Origin of the sequence: Lentibacillus saliphilus (assembly GCF_019093865.1) — a bacterium.
Classification (GTDB): Bacteria; Bacillota; Bacilli; order Bacillales; family Amphibacillaceae; genus Lentibacillus_B; species Lentibacillus_B saliphilus.
The window spans coordinates 107,884-127,112 of sequence record NZ_JABJXD010000004.1; the positions used below are offsets into that span (position 1 = coordinate 107,884).

13 protein-coding genes are annotated in these 19,229 nt (G+C 39.1%); 12 read left to right on the plus strand and 1 reads right to left on the minus strand.

Annotated elements, in window-relative coordinates:
* The first annotated feature begins 22 nt into the window (after positions 1-22).
* The 5 genes from allD (at position 23) to HPC67_RS08725 (ending at position 6,472) form a co-directional block, all read left to right on the plus strand.
* A complete protein-coding gene (gene allD / locus HPC67_RS08705) occupies positions 23-1,072 on the plus strand; it encodes an ureidoglycolate dehydrogenase (protein WP_217587207.1) in 1,050 nt (349 codons plus the stop codon).
* A 559-nt stretch (positions 1,073-1,631) separates the two neighbouring features.
* Positions 1,632-3,014 (plus strand): NCS1 family transporter, encoded by a 1,383-nt coding sequence (locus HPC67_RS08710; RefSeq protein ID WP_217587208.1) that lies wholly within the window; start codon positions 1,632-1,634, stop codon positions 3,012-3,014.
* A gap of 66 nt (positions 3,015-3,080) precedes the next feature.
* Positions 3,081-4,430 (plus strand): allantoinase AllB, encoded by a 1,350-nt coding sequence (gene allB / locus HPC67_RS08715; RefSeq protein WP_217587209.1) that lies wholly within the window; start codon positions 3,081-3,083, stop codon positions 4,428-4,430.
* 173 nt (positions 4,431-4,603) lie between these two features.
* Complete coding sequence (locus HPC67_RS08720) at positions 4,604-5,923, plus strand: allantoinase (protein WP_217587210.1); 1,320 nt, start codon at positions 4,604-4,606, stop codon at positions 5,921-5,923.
* Positions 5,924-6,097: 174 nt separating this feature from the next.
* A complete protein-coding gene (locus tag HPC67_RS08725; RefSeq protein WP_217587211.1) occupies positions 6,098-6,472 on the plus strand; it encodes a RidA family protein in 375 nt (124 codons plus the stop codon).
* Positions 6,473-6,586: 114 nt separating this feature from the next.
* Here HPC67_RS08725 and HPC67_RS08730 read toward each other — a convergent pair whose 3' ends face one another.
* Positions 6,587-8,260: a PucR family transcriptional regulator gene (locus tag HPC67_RS08730; protein WP_217587212.1), complete on the minus strand. Its 1,674-nt coding sequence runs from the start codon at positions 8,258-8,260 to the stop codon at positions 6,587-6,589.
* A gap of 622 nt (positions 8,261-8,882) precedes the next feature.
* On the opposite strand from HPC67_RS08730, the gene HPC67_RS08735 reads away from it, so the two are divergent.
* The 7 genes from HPC67_RS08735 (at position 8,883) to HPC67_RS08765 (ending at position 19,203) form a co-directional block, all read left to right on the plus strand.
* Complete coding sequence (locus HPC67_RS08735; protein ID WP_217587213.1) at positions 8,883-10,202, plus strand: uracil/xanthine transporter; 1,320 nt, start codon at positions 8,883-8,885, stop codon at positions 10,200-10,202.
* 292 nt (positions 10,203-10,494) lie between these two features.
* Positions 10,495-12,237, plus strand: a complete 1,743-nt coding sequence (gene fdrA / locus HPC67_RS08740) for an acyl-CoA synthetase FdrA (RefSeq protein WP_217587214.1) — start codon at positions 10,495-10,497, stop codon at positions 12,235-12,237.
* Between the two features lie 167 nt (positions 12,238-12,404).
* Positions 12,405-13,667: a YlbE family protein gene (locus HPC67_RS08745; protein WP_217587215.1), complete on the plus strand. Its 1,263-nt coding sequence runs from the start codon at positions 12,405-12,407 to the stop codon at positions 13,665-13,667.
* 2 nt (positions 13,668-13,669) lie between these two features.
* A complete protein-coding gene (locus tag HPC67_RS08750) occupies positions 13,670-14,587 on the plus strand; it encodes an oxamate carbamoyltransferase subunit AllH family protein (RefSeq protein ID WP_217587216.1) in 918 nt (305 codons plus the stop codon).
* A complete protein-coding gene (gene arcC, locus HPC67_RS08755) occupies positions 14,577-15,515 on the plus strand; it encodes a carbamate kinase (protein ID WP_217587217.1) in 939 nt (312 codons plus the stop codon). The genes HPC67_RS08750 and arcC overlap by 11 nt, the downstream gene beginning before the upstream one ends.
* 366 nt (positions 15,516-15,881) lie before the next feature.
* Entirely contained in the window at positions 15,882-18,512 is a 2,631-nt protein-coding gene (locus HPC67_RS08760; RefSeq protein WP_217587218.1) for an ATP-binding protein, read from the plus strand.
* Positions 18,502-19,203, plus strand: a complete 702-nt coding sequence (locus tag HPC67_RS08765; RefSeq protein ID WP_217587219.1) for a response regulator transcription factor — start codon at positions 18,502-18,504, stop codon at positions 19,201-19,203. The genes HPC67_RS08760 and HPC67_RS08765 overlap by 11 nt, the downstream gene beginning before the upstream one ends.
* Positions 19,204-19,229: the final 26 nt, after the last annotated feature.

Sequence of the window (19,229 nt, forward strand, 5' to 3'; positions counted from 1 at the left end):
TAGTTTTGGAGGGTGGAAATAGGTGCGAGTATCAAAAGAAAAACTTCATGAATTGATCAAAAACAAGCTAAACAAAGCAGGATTGACAGTAGAACATGCGGATGGAATTGCTGATGTACTGGTCCATGCCGATGCGCGCGGTATTCACTCACATGGTGCCATGCGAGTAGAATATTACGCTGAGCGTATTGCCAAGGGCGGCATTAATGCTAATCCACATTTTCAATTTGAAAAAACAGGCCCATCGACAGCGACCTTTGACGGAGATAACGGAGCTGGTCATGTTGCCGCTAAACAAGCTATGGATGAAGCGATTAAAATGGCTAAAGAAAATGGCGTTGGTGTCGTAGGCGTTAAGCGAATTAGCCATAGTGGTGCGCTATCGTACTTTGTTAAGCAGGCGTCTGAACAAGGTCTAGTCGGAATTTCTGTTTGTCAGTCTGATCCAATGGTTGTTCCGTACGGAGGAGCAGAGCCTTACTACGGCACGAATCCAATTGCTTTTTCTGCGCCAGGAGAGAATGATGATTTAATTACATTCGACATGGCAACAACTGTTCAAGCATGGGGTAAAATTTTGCATGCGCGTTCCAAAAATGAAACCATCCCTGAGACATGGGCTGTTGATCATAATGGAGAGCCGACAACGAACCCGTTTGATGTGAGTGCTTTACTACCAATTGCCGGACCAAAAGGCTACGGTTTAATGATGATGGTTGACGTATTGTCAGGTGTTTTACTGGGCTTACCATTTGGTAAAAACGTCTCTTCCATGTATCATGATCTTGAAAAAGGCAGAGAACTTGGACAGCTTCACATCGTTATTAATCCGGCATTCTTTACGGACATTGATATGTTTAAACAAAACATCTCACAAACAATGAAGGAATTGAATGCAATTAAACCAGCACCAGGCTTTGATCAAGTATATTATCCGGGCCAAAGAAGTGCTGAACGAGAAAGACGCTATAATGAGAATGGCATTGACATTGTTGATGACATTTATGATTATCTCGTTTCTGATACAATACACAACAATGCATACGATCATAAAGATCCGTTTGCGAAATAAATGATTTAAAAGCTGCTCATGTGTCCATACACGTGAGCAGCTTTTTTAGTGTCGAATTCGCGTGAAAAGTCGTGTATAACGTTGTATAGCTTGTCTCATAATAAATGGGGATAAGCTATTATTATGGGGAAAAAAGAGGATTTTTCATGTTACGAGTAATGATTTGTGTAGCAATAAAAAGCAAAATGTTTCCATAAGTGGCATTATTGGTTACGAATTAAGGATTTGTCCTCTAGATATTTGTATACTTATTTGTGCAATGTAAACAATAAGCAGTGCAAAAGTGTGTATTCACTAAAATTCTTATGCATGCTATACAACTACCTTTGTTGATTTTGTCCAAACGGTATGAATACAGCGCTTAGGAATTATTATATAATGTTCAATGTGGTCGATGAAAGCGTTTGATCAATGGAATATTATCAACCTGCACAGCAATTATCAATCACTATATTTAAAGGGATTTAGACACTTCATTATGTGTCCGTTATGATCCATGGTATTCCATAGAACAAGCATCAAAGTTGATCACATCAGAAACCATAGGAGGAGATACAATATGGCTAATAATGTAGATGGAGCCGCAGTAGATAACTCGGCAGCCGCAGATGGCTCTCTAAAGCCGAATGGCGCAAAAGATAGAACAGTTGGTAAAGTCCCGTATATATTTATGTGGATTGGTGACGGCGTTAACATGGGTAACATGACGCTAGGAATGAGTATTGTTGTAGCGGGTATTGCAACGCTCAACATTTGGCAGACTCTCGCTGCTGCATTCATTGCCATTCTAATCATTTCTGGTATTTTCGCTTTAAATGACCGTGCTGGTTATCGTGAAGGTATTCCGTACGTTGTTCAATTAAGAATGTCTTTCGGATTTAAAGGTACTATTATTTCCTCACTCATGAGAGGTGTACCGGCCATTATCTGGTATGGTATTCAAAGTTGGATCGGTGGTACTGCACTAAATGAAATTATGAAAATTTTAACAGATGGTGCATTTGACAGCATCGCAATCTGTTTCGTTGTTCTACAAGTTGTTCAAATTGTCCTTTCCCTATATGGCTTTACAGCTATTAAGTGGGTAGAAACACTTGCATCAGTCGTAATTATGGGTGCTATGCTTTACGTATTTACAATCTTGATGTCAGATTACAGAGGCGAGTTATACGACAGCTGGGTCTCTACTGAAGGTACATGGGGCTTACCATTCTTCGCATATATCATGGTATTCTTGGGTAACTATGCTGCTATTTTCCTTAATGCAAGTGACTACTCAAGAGAGCTTGAAACAGGTATTAGTGATACAAAACGTGGTTTAATGTATTTCTCACCAATTATGATTTCTTACGGTTTTGTTTTGATCGTAGGTGCAATGGTTGCGACTGTAACGGGTGTTAACAACCCTCCTACAGCATTGGCTATCGTAATTGACAATCCATATGTAACAGTTGGTGTTTCAGCATTTATCGTAATGGCTACAATTGCTACTAACATGGTTGCTAACATTATTCCACCAACCTATGTTATTCAGTTGATTACAAAAGTACGTTACAAAGTTGCTGTAACAATTACTGGTTTACTTGCTATCGGTTCATTCCCTTGGTTGTTAGTTAAAGATGACAGTTCAAAAGGTCTTGACATGTTCATCTTGATTTACTCAGCATTCTTAGGACCAATTGTAGCGATCTTGTTAATCGAGTACTACATTTTAAGAAAACAAAAAGTAAATCTACCTGAGTTGTATAATGAAAAAGGTATATATGCTGGCTATAACCCTGCGGCTATGCTTGCTCTATTCATCGGTGCAGGTGCTGCATTTGTCGAAGTTGACCTTGCTTGGTTAGTTGGTTTCATCGTTGCAGGTATTTCTTATCTGTTATTGTCCAAGTATGCATTTAAAGGGTCTAAGTTTAAAGAAGGTACAATTTACGAGGATTAATTCACTCGTCAACCCTATAATGTCTTGGCGAGCATCCAATTCCTACTTCTGAGAGGAGCATATAAAATGATGTATGATTTAATCATTAAAGGAGGGAACGTCGTCTTTCGGGACGGCGTTCGGAAATGCGATATCGGTGTCAAGGATGAGAAAATTGCTTGTATTGCCGAACGTATTGAAGATGATGCAAAAGAAACAGTAGATGCTAGCGGACAGTATGTAATGCCAGGAATGATTGACACACATGTTCATATTAGTGAACCTGGTCGTACTGAGTGGGAAGGATTTGAAACAGGTACTAAGTCACTAGCAGCTGGCGGAACAACGAGCTATGTTGAAATGCCACTGAATGCTTTGCCAGCAACAACGAACAAAGCTGCACTCGACTTAAAGCTTGAAGCTGCAAAAGAACAGAACTATGTTGACTACGCATTCTATGGTGGACTCGTTCCTGGTAATGTTGACGATTTAGAAGGCATGCATAATGCGGGCGTACCTGCTTTCAAATGCTTTATCTCAACATGTGGCAGCGATATTCCTGATGACTTTACAAATGTAGATGACTACACATTGTATAAAGGCATGCAGAAGCTTGCTGAGTTGGATCAAATCCTTTGCATTCATGCGGAAAATCCAACAATTACAGATAACCTCACGAAGGAAATTGTGAACTCAGGCCGTACAACTGCAATGGATTATGTTGAATCACGCCCTGTATTCACTGAGGTTGAAGCTGTGCAACGTGCATTACTGTTTGCAAAAGAAACAGGCTGTAAATTGCATCTCGTACACATTAGCACATCAGAAGCTGTTCAAGCGATTCTCAAGGCACGTGCTGAAGGTGTAGATGTAACAGTTGAATCTTGCCCACACTATTTTGCAATGACTGCTGAAGATGTAGAAGAAATCGGACCAAGAGCAAAATGTATGCCACCGCTCCGTAAAGCTACCGATCAGGCTAAGCTTTGGGATGAGCTCATGGCAGGCAATATTGACTGGCTAACATCTGACCATTCACCATGTACAGAAGACTTAAAGCAAGGTAACATCTTTGAAGCATGGGGCGGTATTTCTGGTGCACAAAACAACGTTGACTTGATGTTTGATCTTGCTGTGAAACAGCGTGGATTAGCGGTTAACAAGTTCGTTGACATGATTGCAACAGCTCCAGCTGAACGCTTTAACATTCCTAACAAGGGTGAAATCGCTGTTTCAAAAGATGCTGACATCATTTTAGTGGATCCGAACCAGTCTTATACGGTTAAACGTGAAGATCTCTATTATAAGAACAAGCATAGTGCATATGAAGGCAGAAAAATTGACTGCCGCGTGACAAAAACTGTCGTTCGTGGTCACATCGTTTATGACTTGAATGAAGGAATTGTTGGAGAGCCTATCGGCAAACTTATGCATTAATCGAAACGGATTTGAAGAACGATTTATAAAATCATAAAGTAACCGGCAGTGGAAATATGCCACAGATTTGTGACACATGCTGCCACAAGAATGTGTGTATATTTCCACTGTAATTATAAACAGCTTGGAGACAATAAAGCCCCCAAGTCAAAACACATAATGGAGGGTCTAATATGGCTACGTACGATTTAATTATTAAAAACGGTACAGTCGTAACTGCGGAACAAACAATTCAAGCAGATGTTGCAATTAAGGAAGGCAAAATTATTAAAGTAGCTGACCAGATTGTTGCAGATGCAGATCGGGAAATTAACGCAGAAGGTCTTCATGTTTTCCCTGGTCTCATTGATTCTCACGTTCACTTTAATGAACCTGGTAGAGCAGATTGGGAAGGTCTAGAGACAGGAAGTAAAAGTCTTGCTGCAGGTGGAGCAACGACATTCTTTGATATGCCGTTGAATAGTACGCCTCCAGTTGTTGACAAAGAAAACCTAGCAAATAAACAAGCGCTTGCAGATGAAAAATCTGTCGTCAACCCACGTTTCTGGGGTGGACTCGTACCAGAAAACATCGACAAGCTACCTGAACTACATGAAAATGGTGTTATCGGCTTTAAAGCATTCATGTCACCAAGTGGTATTGAAGACTTTAACAATGCTGATGATGCAACATTGTACAATGGCATGAAAGTCATTGCTTCTTTAGGATCCCTTTTAGCAGTTCATGCTGAAAGCACAGTTATTTGTGAGCAACTGGCAAAAGAAAAGCAGGAAAAAGGCTTAACATCAGCAAGAGACTTTGTTGAATCTCGTCCAGTTATTTCAGAAATTGAAGCTGTAAGAAGAGTAATCTCTTTTGCTGAGGCAACTGGATGTAAGCTGCATATCGTCCATGCAAGCAGCCGAAAAGTTGTTGAAGTTATTGAGGAAGCTAAACAAAGAGGCGTTGACGTAACTGTTGAAACATGCCCACACTACTTATCACTAACTGTAAAAGATCTTGAGGAACAAGGCGGGCTTGCAAAATGTATGCCACCTCTTCGTGATCAAGATGAAGTAGATGAGCTATGGGAAGCTGTTAAAAATGGTGAAATCAATGTGATTGGCTCTGACCACTCACCTGCACCAGCAGATATGAAGGTCATTACTGATAATTATTTTGAAGGCTGGGGCGGAATTTCTGGTGCCCAAAGCACTTTAAATATTTTACTAACAGAAGGCTACTTCAAACGCGGTGTTTCTTTGGAAAAAATCGCTGAAATTACTGCTAAAAATCCAGCTGAAATCTTTAAACTGACAACAAAAGGTACGATTGCAGCAGGCTATGACGCTGATGTAACGCTCGTTGATTTAAGCGAAAGCTTTGAGTTGAAAAACGAGGATCTGTTATATCGTCATCAGCATTCTCCATATGTCGGTCGAACATATCAAGGTAATGTCAAAACGACAATTGTAGAAGGCAAGGTCGTCTACGAAAACGGAGAAATTAAATAAGCATAACATCCTATAATCTTTAATAAATACCTTATAATAAGCCCTTGCTTTACGTGTCTGTCACAAATAGACAAAAGCAAGGGCTTATTTTGTGCAAAATCGATGGAAAAAGGTTGCTAAGATGGCAGCATATAGGATAAAATTTTATCATCATAGCAAGAGGAGTTGTTTTTTATGAGAAAAGCGTATTCAACAGGAAGAGCATCGTCATCAGGACCGTATTCACATGCAATTGATTCTGGCGATTACATTTACTTATCGGGACAAACTGCAAAAAACTGTACCGATGAAAATCTAGATGGCGATATTGCAGCACAAACGAAAGAGTGCTTTTTAAGTCTTTTTGACGTACTAAAAGAGGCTGGTTTGAGTGAAGAGCACGTCGTAAAAGTCAACGTATATTTAACAACGATGAAACATTTTGATGCGATGAATGATGTGTACAAAACACAATTTAGCGAACCATTCCCTGCTCGAACATGTGTGGCTGTATCTGAATTGCCACTCGGTGCAGAGGTCGAAATAGAGCTTGTTGCAAAACGCTCATAATACAAGTTTATATATGTACAAATAAAAAGGGAGCTTGACGATGGTCAGGCCCCTTTTTTGTATGGACGATTATTGATGATGCTATTCATGAGGTCAACGATGTCTTAAGCTTGTTTAAATAAGGAGTGTGTCCTTTTCTTCGTCATTTTTACTTTCTTCCATGATATGACCAATAACGAGCGCGACGCGGATGCGTAGTGAATCAACAGGATCATGGAAGGAACAATTGAGCATTTCCTCTGTTTTTTTGACGCGATACTTTACGGTGTTTCGGTGAACATAAAGCTTTCTGGATGCTTCAGATATTTCACATTGACAGTTTAGATAAACCTCTACCGTCTTTAGTAATTCCTGATCTTCTTTTGTTTTAGGGTATGCAAGCGATTTTAAGGCGCTTTCATACAATGCCTTCAAATCCTGCTTCGGAATCGTACTGAGTAATTCTTTAACTTCTTTGGCTTTATAAAAATTAATAAAGCCTTTCATATGCATGCTATATCCATAAGTGATCGCTTCCACAGCCTCACTATAGGCACTAGACATATTAGATAGCGGTTGGAAAGGGTAGCTAACACCAAATGACGTTGAATGCTCGTTATCTAAATTAGCTTGTACGTCCTTTACAAAGTTTGTGACAATTTCAATTTCCGTGTCCGTATATTTAGGGAACTGAAGGATGATGACAAAGTATTTCTCTTTTGTAAACAGTGTTGCTTCCATGTTGCTGCCAGCAATCTCATCTTCAAGCTGATCATAAATATAATTGTGTAATTCCCCAATTTTCTTTTCATATAATTGCAACGCTTCATAGCTATCGGAGTCGGCGTCGACTGTGCAAACAATACAAACGCTGAAGCGATCTTCATTCAAGCCGTAATAATTCGCACGGCTCAATATTTCTTCCTCGGAATGGATGCGTTCCTCAATTAAATCAGCAAAGAAATTATTCTTTAATAATCTAGAGTTTTCATTAATCGCTTGCTCTTTAATGAGTGTGAACGATATGACGTTAGCTGCTTGTTCAATGGCCATCTGTGACGAAGGATAAGGCAATGTTAATGAATCCAGTATAACGAGAATACTTGGATATCGGCGTTTCGTTTGAATCGGAAACGTCGTGAAAGGGTGACTTTCATCATTAGGGAAACTAAAATTATCCCCATCACGAGCTGCTACAATATCGTTTTTAATGATATCAATCATCTTAACCTTTAATTCCTTCATAGAATCTTTTCTGAAATGGTGACTTTGAGCAATTTTTTCACCCCGGTGATTTAGCAGAAGGGTTGGACGGACGAGAAAATGTCCTAAATGCTCAACGAGCGCATTAATGCTATATTCCTTCAGCATCATGTCAGAAAATTCCTTTTGGACATGCAAGGCGTAATAAAGCTGCTCTGATTCGTGGTCATTTAAATAGTTTAAAATGTGACGAGACAGATCACCTAACGTTCGTTCCGTTGGCAAATCTATTATCGGGAATGCTAAATCATCTGCGAGCAACTTTACCTCGTCTGGAAGCTCCTTTAAAAAACGATTCACTTTAATAATGAGGCCGGAGCAGTTGAGGTCGTGCATTTGTTGAATTAAATCACACATTTTTTGTGTGTTGTTTTGAAAGCCATAGCACGTCGTAAGCAGCAGGTGATTTTTATCAAGAAATTGAATGACATCGGGTGTGTCCGATATATTTACAAACTGAACATGCTTGTTGAGCCCTCTATGTCCAGCGAGAACGTCACATTCCTTCATCCCTTCTAAGATAAATAAATCGTTTAGTGTTTTCATAGGACCTCTCCCTTTGTTCATTTGAGTGTCGTTAAATACTTACGACAAAGAGGATAAGAAATCCTCTTTATTATACATTAAATATAGACAAAAAACAAAACCTATTTTAGCCACTTTGAACAATGACTAAAACGAGTAATTAAATTATACTTATATAGATGGAAACATGATTACAGCAAAGGTTCAACCGGTGGAAACTAGGATATATTTTCCGCCTTGCTTGCTTGTTTTGACCAAAACGTTTTAAAGTTTTGAAAACGTAAGTCTTCGTAAAATAGGAGGTGGCGTTAAATACAATAATTAACGTATATTGTGTGTTAATTCAAAATTTTAAGACCAGTAACAACTGCATGACCGTTTAGCAATCATAAATTATAAAACATCAGCATCATTTAATCGCAACGGCATGTGAGGTTTTGGAATGTTTGGGTTAATGCATGAAAGATAAAAACATGCGAACAATAAAGAAAGCATCTTTACCAACGGGTATTTAGCCGCTAGCTGTTAATCAGTGTTCATATAGCAATAACATGAAAACGTTTCAATGAATAACTGTGATGTGTTTATCAATAATACAGGTTGAGACGTTATTAATTTTTAACAAGAGGAAGTGAAAGGCTAAATGAAAAAGGAATTGTTGGACTCAGGCAACTGGTTAGGTGGCCTGCAATGGCTCATGTATATATTTGTCAATACGGTTGTGGTGCCAATCACGGTCGGTGCTGCGTATAACCTTTCACAAGCTGAAGTCGTAAGTATGATGCAGTTTTCCTTTATTTTGGGTGGTATTGTTTGTGTATTTGAGGCGGTCTTTGGGCATAAACGTTCAATCATGTCTGGTCCCTCAGGGCTATGGTGGGGTGTCATCCTAGCTATAACGTCAATATCAGCTGCACAAGGTATTCCATTGGAGGTTGTAGGTGGAAGCCTGACTGTTGGTGTTATTATATCTTCAATTTTAACAATTATTATCGGTGTTACGGGAATTGGGTTTTACTTAGAGAAATTATTTAATTCAAGTGTTATGGGCGTTTTTATGTTCTTGTTCGGTGTGTCACTTTGTATTACATTCTTTGAGGGTATGTTAGGCTTATCCGGTCAATCTGGAGATGCGAAAATTGATCTTGGTATATCTTCACTCTCAATTATCATCGCTATTTTTGTTTTGATTATAACCATTAAAGCACCAAATAAAATTGCTCAGTATTCAATGTTGATTGGTATCGTTATTGGCTGGCCTTTATTTGCTCTTCTTTTCAATCCTGAAAGTCAATTGGGTGGAGGTGTAGCAACAACAATAGATTTGCATCTATTCCCACTGGGTGAGCCAGCGTGGAATATTGGTATTATCATTACTGCTGTTATTACAGGTGTTTTGAATCTTACCAAACAGTACGGCTCCATAAAAGGAAGTAATTTCCTTTATGAAGGTCAAGAGCCTACAAATGCGGAATATCGTAATTCATTTGTAATTACAGGGGTATCTGGTATTGCATCTGGTATCTTGGGGCTTGTGCCTTTCAGTCCGTTTGTGTCATCTATTGGATTTTTACAACAAACAGGCGTTATTAGAAGAATGCCATTTATCTTCGGATCAATTATGTTTTTCATAATGGGGATTATCCCTCCTATTGGATATTTCTTCACACTCCTGCCACTTAGCATTGGTAGTGCTGTGTTGTTTGTCTCTTATGTTCAACTTTTTGGATCGTCCATGGATTGGTTCAAAGAAGTTAATATAAATACACTTAACTTGTATCGGGTAGGTCTTCCGCTATTTATTGGTCTTATTTTAATGACGATGCCTGCTAGCGCATTTGAAACACTACCTAGTTACATTCGTCCATTAATTTCAAATGGACTATTGATGGGAACCATACTTTCAATATTGCTTGAGAATACAATTAAGTGGGATAAGTTTGGTTTACCCCAAAAAATATAAAAGTTGAAATTTGTGACTTGAGACTGAGGTGATGCGATGATATGCCATTCATAAATGCCTCTTGCTCTAATGCGGGGCTAATTGACGGTACAAAAAAGCAGAATGCATTGCATAAAGAAACTTTAATGTTTTTGTAATGCAACCTCCTGCAATTTTATTCGAATTTAATGGTCTGTTAGGTAGACTATAATTGTAAACATTATGGTTGTCCGCCTATAAATAGTGTCGTGCCATTGTTCGGAAGTTGCATCTAAATGTGTTTTACTAAATTTCTTAATGAGGTGATGGAGAAATGATTCATACGATAATCAAGAAGAATTCTTATCAGGATTCGATCAACTTGATGCTTTTGACAAACGAAGTATCAGCAATTGAAGGTATTAACAAAGTTCAGGTTATGATGGCTACACCAGCAAACAAAGATATTTTCAAAGGTGCTGGCTTGTATACAGATGAGCTAGAAACTGCTGAATCAAATGACATGGCAATTGTTGTTGACACAGATAGTGAAGAAAAAGTACAAGAAGTTGTCGACAAGACTGAACAGTACTTGAAAGATCAATCCATCAGTGGTGGAGATCAAGCATTTGAAACAGTTCGCACTTGGGACAAAGCAATCAAAACGCTTCCTAATGCAAACATGGCTATGATTTCTGTTCCAGGACAATATGCAGCTGAAGAAGGACATGCCGCACTTGATCGTGGCTTACATGTGTTCATGTTCAGTGATAACGTTCCAATGGAAGCTGAAGCAGAATTAAAGCAAAAAGCTCATGAAAAAGGCCTACTTGTTATGGGTCCTGACTGTGGAACGGGTATTCTTGATGGTATCCCAATGGCTTTTGCGAACGTTGTTAAAAAAGGTCGCATTGGTATCGTCGGTGCATCTGGAACAGGTATTCAAGAAGTATCATCTATCATTGACCGTCTTGGCGAAGGTGTAAGCCATGCGATCGGTACAGGTGGACGTGACCTTAAAGATCCAATCGGTGCGATTACAATGATGGACGGCATTAAAGCCCTTGAAAATCACACTCAAACAGATGTGATTGCCATTATTTCTAAGCCACCAGCAAAAGAAGTACGTGACAAAGTTGTAGATTTACTACACAGCGTATCTAAACCTGTTGTTGCGATCTTCCTTGGTGAAAAACCAGAGCAGCATGAAGGCAATGTCTACCAAGCCTACACACTTGCTGAAACAGCACAAATCGCTGTTGATCTCGTTAGAAGCAATGATATTAAAGAAGACTATAACGCCGGCGATTATGATGTTGAAGGTGTAACATTAAAAGAAGGACAAAACGCTGTTAAAGGCTTGTTCTCAGGTGGTACGCTTGCATCTGAAACAGCTGTTCTCTTATCAGATGCACTTGGCCTTGGAACATCCATCACGAATGAAGATGGCTATGTATTCAAGAAAGACGGTCATGAAGTTGTTGACCTTGGGGATGATAAATATACACAAGGTAAGCCACACCCAATGATCGATCCTGAAACACGTGCAAAATTCATTGAACAATCCGCACAAGACGAGAAAACAGCTGTTATTTTGCTTGATTTCGTATTGGGTTACGGTTCACATGACGATATGGCTAGCGCATTGCTTCCATCTATCGAAAAAGCTTTTGCTCATGCAAAATCTGAAGGTCGCGAGCTTTACATTGTTGCTTCTGTATGTGGTACAACAAGTGACCCACAAGATTACCAAGGACACATCAACCGTTTGCGTGATGCTGGTATCATCGTAAAAGACAACAATAATGAAGCTGTTCGCACAGCCCTATCAATTGTTGGTCTTCATGTTGATGACATTAAAAAAGCACATGTTGATGTACCTGCAACACAAAATGATTTATCTGTATCAGACCAAGTACAAGCATTTGTAAACGAACGTCCAAGCATTATTAACGTTGGGTTGAAGAGCTTCACAAATGCATTAACAGACAACAACGCACAAGTCGTTCAGTTCGACTGGCGCCCAGTTGCAGGCGGTAACGAAAAAATGCGTAAAATCTTGAGCTTGCTCAAATAAACATAAATAGATCAAAGGCGCAGGTGCCCATTAGGCAACTAAGGTTGCAGGGTCCTGGCGTCGGACGCAAAAAAGTGTATGTCAACCAGGCAGGCTCCTGTCTGGTTGCCCCTCTTGAGGGTACTTTTGAAGGTCAAAGAAACACATACAAATGAGGAGGATACAAAATGCAATACAACTCAATTGATGAAGCAAACAGAGCGGTTATCGATCGTATCACTGGTTCAGCTCCTTTCTTAGTGGACGTTGTTCCTGCAAAAAGCAAAATTAAAGAACTAAACGAAGGAAAAGTATTACTTCATGCTGGTCCACCAATTAAGTGGGACGATATGACAGGTCCAATGCAAGGTTCATGTATCGGTGCATCTTTATATGAAGGATGGGCAGCTAATGAAGAAGAAGCTGAAAAAATGCTTGCAGGTGGCGAGGTCAAATTCATTCCATGTCACCATGTGAACGCAGTTGGTCCTATGGGCGGTATTACATCTGCAAACATGCCTGTATTTGTAGTTGAAAACCGTTCAACTGGTAACGAAGCATACTGCATTATGAACGAAGGTATCGGTAAAGTTCTTCGTTTTGGTGCTTACTCTGATGAAGTTATCAATCGTTTGAAATGGATGCAAGATGTACTTGCACCTACAATCGCAAAAGCATTGAAATTGACTGATGACGGTCTGAACTTGAACGTTATGATTGCTAAAGCTATTACAATGGGTGACGAATTCCACCAACGTAATATCGCAGCATCCTTGATCTTCCTTAAAGAAATTAGCCCATACATCGTACAGGTTGATATGGATGAAAAAGAACGTCATGAAGTTATTAAGTTCTTAGCTGATACTGATCAGTTCTTCTTGAACATCATGATGGCAACAGGTAAAGCTGTTCTTGATGGAGCAAGACAAATTGAAGAAGGTACTGTTGTTACAGCAATGTGCCGTAACGGTAAAGACTTCGGTATCCGTATTAGCGGAATGGGTGACGAATGGTTCACCGCACCAGTTAATACACCACAAGGTCTGTTCTTTACTGGTTATTCACAAGACGATGCTAACTCAGACATCGGAGACAGTGCAATTACAGAAACATTTGGCGTAGGTGGCTTTGCAATGATCGCTGCACCTGGTGTTACACGCTTCGTTGGTGCAGGTGGTTTCTCAGACGCACTTTCTACAAGTAACGAAATGACAGAAATCTGCATTGACCAAAACAGTAACTTCACAATTCCAACATGGGATTTCCAAGGTACATGCTTAGGTATCGATGCACGTAAAGTTGTTGAAACAGGTATTGAACCAGTTATCAACACTGGTATTGCTCATAAAAAAGCAGGCTTAGGCCAAGTTGGTGCTGGTACGGTTCGTGCACCAAAAGAATGCTTTGAAAAAGCACTAGAAGCTTATGCTAAAAAGCTAGGCTTGATCTAATTTTGACGAAGTTGAACAAAACTGTATTCGGTGTGGAGGAATATAACAAACATATTCCTCTTTTCCTTTCAAATCACCCTATGGGCAATGTGCACAGTGTGTTTAACAATGGCTTAAATATCCAAATGGGGGACAATCTGTTTTTTATTGGTACTGATAAAAATGGACAGCTCCCATTTGGAATGCATTTAGAAACAGCTGATGTTCATCAGCTGGTATCGATTATCACTGCTAATGACCGTGTTGAGTGGCATCCAGCAAAGCAAGAATTGATATTTCCGGCATATGGAATTACGATTACGCTGACAAAGGGTCGATCATTCATGAACAAATTAGAACGGCAAGAGGATAGTACACAAGCTGTCATCGAGCATTTAGATGCATTTTTGACTGTTTTATTGAACAATGATGAACCAACTGGCCTAGGCCTTGACATTGAACAATTTATGCTCAACTATGTCGGAGAATTGGATATGAATGGTGATCTCGTCTATCGGGTTCATGACCTGATGGCAGCGATTTTTTCCACTGACCATAAGCAAATTGAACAGACGTTGCGTTATTTTCTCGGAAGAGGCAGAGGGTTAACACCGTCGGGCGATGACCATGTCGTTGGCTTACTTGCGATTCATGCAGTAACTGGCGCATTGAGCTCTACGTTTGTTGATGTTGTTGCCAAGCTCGTTGAAAACGAAACGATTACAACAGATGTTGGCACGGAATATTTAATTTACGCTTTAAAAGGTGAATTTAGCTCAGCAGTCGTAAATATTGGTCAGGATCTCGCTTTAGAGCATCCTGAACACTTGGAAGATCATATTAAAAATTTATTGCCAATGGGCCATAGCTCTGGAGTCGATACGGCATTCGGTATGCTAATTGGTATGTTGGCATTAAGGAGGACCTTTAATGGGAGATAAAGTCGTTATTGCATTGGGTGGTAATGCCATCCTGCAACCAAATCAAGAAGCAACATATGAAAATCAGCTAGAAAACGTACGTAAAAGTGCAGAAATTATTGCGCGCATCATCGCAAGCGGTCACAGTGTTGTTGTAACACATGGTAATGGCCCACAGGTTGGTAACATTTTGCGTCAAAATGAGGAAGCTAAGCATGTTGTACCAGCTCTACCACTTGATGTGTGCAGTGCTGAATCACAAGGCTTCATCGGCTACATGATGGAACAAACATTAAGAAATGAATTGGTTAAGCTTGGTAAAACAAACCCAGTCGTTGGTGTTCTAACACAGACTGAAGTATCTAATGATGATCCTGATTTCCAAGATCCTTCAAAACCAATCGGTGTATTTTACTCAGAAGAAGAAGCACAACAATTAGCTGAAGAAAAAGGTTGGATTGTTAAAGAAGATGCAGGCCGTGGCTGGCGTCGTGTGGTTGCTTCTCCTGAACCAAAGTCGATTATTGGTTCTGAAGTAATCAAGTCTCTAACAGACGCAGGTACAACTGTAATTGCAGCTGGTGGCGGTGGCGTGCCAGTTGTAAAACAAGCTGACAATACATTCAAAGGTATTGAAGCTGTTATTGATAAAGATCGTAGTGGCTTTAAGCTTGCTGAAGAAGCAAAAGCTGACAGATTCATGATTTTAACAGATGTTGAAAACGTGTATGTCAACTATGGCAAGCCTGATCAAAAAGCCCTAACAGAAATTACGCTTGAAGAAGCTAAGCAATATGTTGCAGAAGGTCAATTCTCAGCAGGAAGCATGGGACCAAAAATGGAAGCTGCTATCAACTTTGCAGAGACTGGTGGAAGAGCCATCATTTGCTCACTTGATAAAGCTGACCTCGCTATGGAAGGCAAATCTGGCACACATATCGTAGGCTAATCATTTCACAATTAACAACAAAGGTATCGACTTTCGTATCTCCATGCGGATGGCGGTACCTTTTTGTTCATTGTGATTTTAACGTGTGATTAATTCATTATTTGGTAAGCATCGGTTCATCAACGCGATACGATCAGATTGATATCCAAATATTGATCATCAAATGTCTAGCACTCTCTATGTTATACTTTTATTATGGAATTTTTATAGACCTCAATCTAAATTCACTTATACTAGAGTTATCTCATCTAATCTCATCTTTAGCTTCAATAGGTATTATACTTTTCTATCATACAATATATTTTGCCGATTTCTGTCGACTTTTCATACAGATGAGCACACTGCAAAAGGAAGAAGGTTGAACAGATGAAAAAAAAGTCCCGTTCCTTTAAAAAAGAACTCATATACTCATTTCTAACGATAACACTTGTGTCTATTACTTTTTTAGGTGTATTTCAAATCTATCAATTGTCCTCTTTAATAAAAGAAAATCAAAAAAACCAAGCACAGACGACAAAGTTTCTTGAAGACTATATTATTTCTTACGTACAAGAATATCAAACAGTGATTGAAGCACAGGCGCCTGATATTAAAAAAGATCTAATCAATGGCGATACGGACTTAATCCGTGAAGAATTAAAAGCGATTAAAAATAATTATCCAGGCTTTGTAAACTTATATGTTGGGGATCAGAATGGGAAATCACTCGTTTTCTATCCAGAGCGCACAGAGGATGGTGCTGAAGTCGTTAATCAAGATTTCAGTGATCGTCAGTATTATAAGGAACTAATCGAACAAAAAGAAACGATTATCTCAACGGTATTTCTCGGTAGAGGTGGAACGGATAAACTGCTCGTCACGATTACAACGCCCCTCTTAAAGGATGATGGAAGTATAAATGGCTATATATTGGGTGGGCTTGATTTAACGGCGTTAGAAGAGCATATTAAAAATCGTAGCTTTGGTAAAGAGGGCTATGCCGTCGTATTGGATCAAAATAATAACGTCATTGTTCATCCTGAAATAGACACACGAACAGAGCTTGTCGATTTAAGTGATGACCCCGTCGTGAAATATATAAAAGCTCAATATGGCGGTGCGGGTGGTGACTATTTTACGAAAGCTGAACGGAATCAGAAGGAATATATAACGTATGAAAAAATAGAAGCCTTTAATGGCTGGACCGTATGGGTTGGAAAGCCAGCTTCTGTGATATCAAATACGTACACGCATGCCATTATTACGATCATTATTTTTATCTTAATCACAGCCGTCTTCATGATAGGTGTCAGCTTTATTTTAACGGATCGACTAGAGAAATCGATTCGGAATTTGCTCGATTACATTAAAGACTATACAAAAGGCTATAAGGACAAACAATTTGTCACAAAGCGTATTGATGGGCCAAAAGAGATGGAAGAATTATCCTTTCATTTTAATAATATGGTTGATGAAATTGAGAAAAACCGGTCGGAGCTGATTCAGCTTAATTCAGATTTGGAAACACGCGTTTATGAGCGAACGGCGGATTTAAAAAGTAAAAATCTTGAGCTTAGGGCAGTTAATAAATTAATTACTTCTGTTTCGACACAAAAAGATATGGCTCACTTTATCCAGCATTGTTTAAAGCAAATCGAACCATTTATGAATTATTCAATTCATATTTTGTTCCAGGGCTATGCAGTGACGACACGAACCATCCAAACGAAACAAAAAATGGATCGTTATATACATGATAATATGTTAAGAGAGCAGCAATATCTTGAGCCGATTCATATCGCGTCTAATCAAACCGGCTTTTTAATTGTTGATCTTGATCAAGATGAGTTTATTACAGCCGATGACAAGGAATTCTTGCAAACATTTGCCAGTTCACTTGCAATTATGCTTCAGAATAAACTCCTGTTCGAACGATATCGCAACAAGCATGCGGAATTACAGGCAGTACTAGAAAGTATGTCAGAAGGCTTAATGCTCTTGAATAACGATCGTATGGTTGATTATGTGAATGAATTCTTTCAAAAAGAGGTTGATGGTGTCTCACATAATAAAACAGGACTTTTCCATTTAAATGATGTGTATGAACGGTTTATAGCATCCTTTGATGTGAGTGAAGAACGTCTCAATGATTTTTTCGCCAATGGAGATGATGTTTTAAAACTAGAAAAGGTTTTGCCGAAAGGGAAAGTAAGATATTATTTGTTACACAAGTTCTCTGTGATGTCCGATGAGGAACGAATTGGGGAAGGATTGCTCCTTCGAGATATTACAAAAGAAGAAGAGATTGATACTCTAAAAAATAATCTAATATCACTGACGTCTCATGAATTTAAAACACCAATTACAAATATTAAAGGAAGTGTCGAAACACTACTTCGATCTGAAGTGGAATGGGAACCAGAATTTCAGCAAGAGCTCTTAGAAGGTGTACACGAGGATATTGACCGTATTCAACATCTTGTGAGCGATTGGATGGACATTTCTAAAATTGAATCCGGCACGATGTATATCGTACCGAACGTCATCCGGGCAGACAATGTAATTAAAGAATCAATCAATCAGGTACCCGATGTTTTAAAAGAACAAGCGACATTTACATTTAATAATTGTATCGGTGAGAAGCCGTATTTCTTTGCTGATAAAAGACGTGTGCAGCAAGTATTAGTTAATTTATTCACGAATGCATTACGATATAATGATGAAGTCGAGAAAACAATTGACATTACGTTAGATCAGAATGAGGATGAAGTTTTCATTGCGGTGAAAGACAATGGTATTGGTATTTCAGAGGATCATATTGAGAAAATATTTAATCGATTTTATCAAGTAGATGTGACCGCTACGAGACGTAGGGGAGGTACAGGACTTGGACTTGCCATTTGTCAGGGGATTATGGAAGCCCATGAAGGTCGCATTGAAGTGAGTAGCATACCAAATGAAGGAAGCAACTTTATACTTTATTTTCCAATAAGGGATGGTGAGCTGGATGAAGCATAAAATATATGTCGTTGATGATGAACCAAAAATTTTGCGGTTCATATCGGCTAACTTAAGATCGATTAATTATGAAGTAAAAACAGCGAGCTCTGGCGAGGAGCTTCTTGAAAAATTTGATCTTGTATCACCGGATTTGGTCTTACTTGATATTATGATGCCAGGCTATGACGGTTTTTACGTGTTAGAAGAGCTGCGTAAGTTTTCAAATGTACCTGTCATTATGTTGACGGCAAGAAGTAATCCGCAAGATAAAGTACAAGGCTTAAATCTTGGAGCTGACGATTATTTAACGAAGCCTTTTTCGCTCGATGAATTGTTTGCGAGAGTAAATGCCGTTTTGAGAAGAAGCCAGCCCAATTTATCTGAGCAATATACACCGACTGGCCAGATTATTAAAACGGGAGAGTTATCGATTGATATTGGTAGTAAGCGGTGTTGGATTAATGATATTGAATTTAAGCTCACTCATACAGAGCTGTCACTGATGGAAAATATGGCATTAAATCTTGATAAGGTTGTACAACATGAGACACTTCTAACGAACGTATGGGGACCACAATATCGTGATGATGTCGAATATTTACGCGTTGCCATTGCTAGAATTAGAAGGAAGATTAAGGATAAAATTACTGACGAGCAAGAATACATTGTTACGTATCCTGGTCTTGGCTATATGTTGAGAAGCCTTTAGTAAAAGTTTTTTTGGCCAGCTTGTCG

Coding starts and splice junctions, on each gene's coding strand:
- HPC67_RS08710 (WP_217587208.1), top strand. CDS start 1,632: ATGGCTAATAATGTAGATGGAGCCGCAGTAGATAACTCGGCAGCCGCA.
- allB (WP_217587209.1), top strand. CDS start 3,081: ATGATGTATGATTTAATCATTAAAGGAGGGAACGTCGTCTTTCGGGAC.
- HPC67_RS08720 (WP_217587210.1), top strand. CDS start 4,604: ATGGCTACGTACGATTTAATTATTAAAAACGGTACAGTCGTAACTGCG.
- HPC67_RS08725 (WP_217587211.1), top strand. CDS start 6,098: ATGAGAAAAGCGTATTCAACAGGAAGAGCATCGTCATCAGGACCGTAT.
- HPC67_RS08730 (WP_217587212.1), bottom strand. CDS start 8,260: ATGAAAACACTAAACGATTTATTTATCTTAGAAGGGATGAAGGAATGT.
- HPC67_RS08735 (WP_217587213.1), top strand. CDS start 8,883: ATGAAAAAGGAATTGTTGGACTCAGGCAACTGGTTAGGTGGCCTGCAA.
- fdrA (WP_217587214.1), top strand. CDS start 10,495: ATGATTCATACGATAATCAAGAAGAATTCTTATCAGGATTCGATCAAC.
- HPC67_RS08745 (WP_217587215.1), top strand. CDS start 12,405: ATGCAATACAACTCAATTGATGAAGCAAACAGAGCGGTTATCGATCGT.
- arcC (WP_217587217.1), top strand. CDS start 14,577: ATGGGAGATAAAGTCGTTATTGCATTGGGTGGTAATGCCATCCTGCAA.
- HPC67_RS08760 (WP_217587218.1), top strand. CDS start 15,882: ATGAAAAAAAAGTCCCGTTCCTTTAAAAAAGAACTCATATACTCATTT.
- HPC67_RS08765 (WP_217587219.1), top strand. CDS start 18,502: ATGAAGCATAAAATATATGTCGTTGATGATGAACCAAAAATTTTGCGG.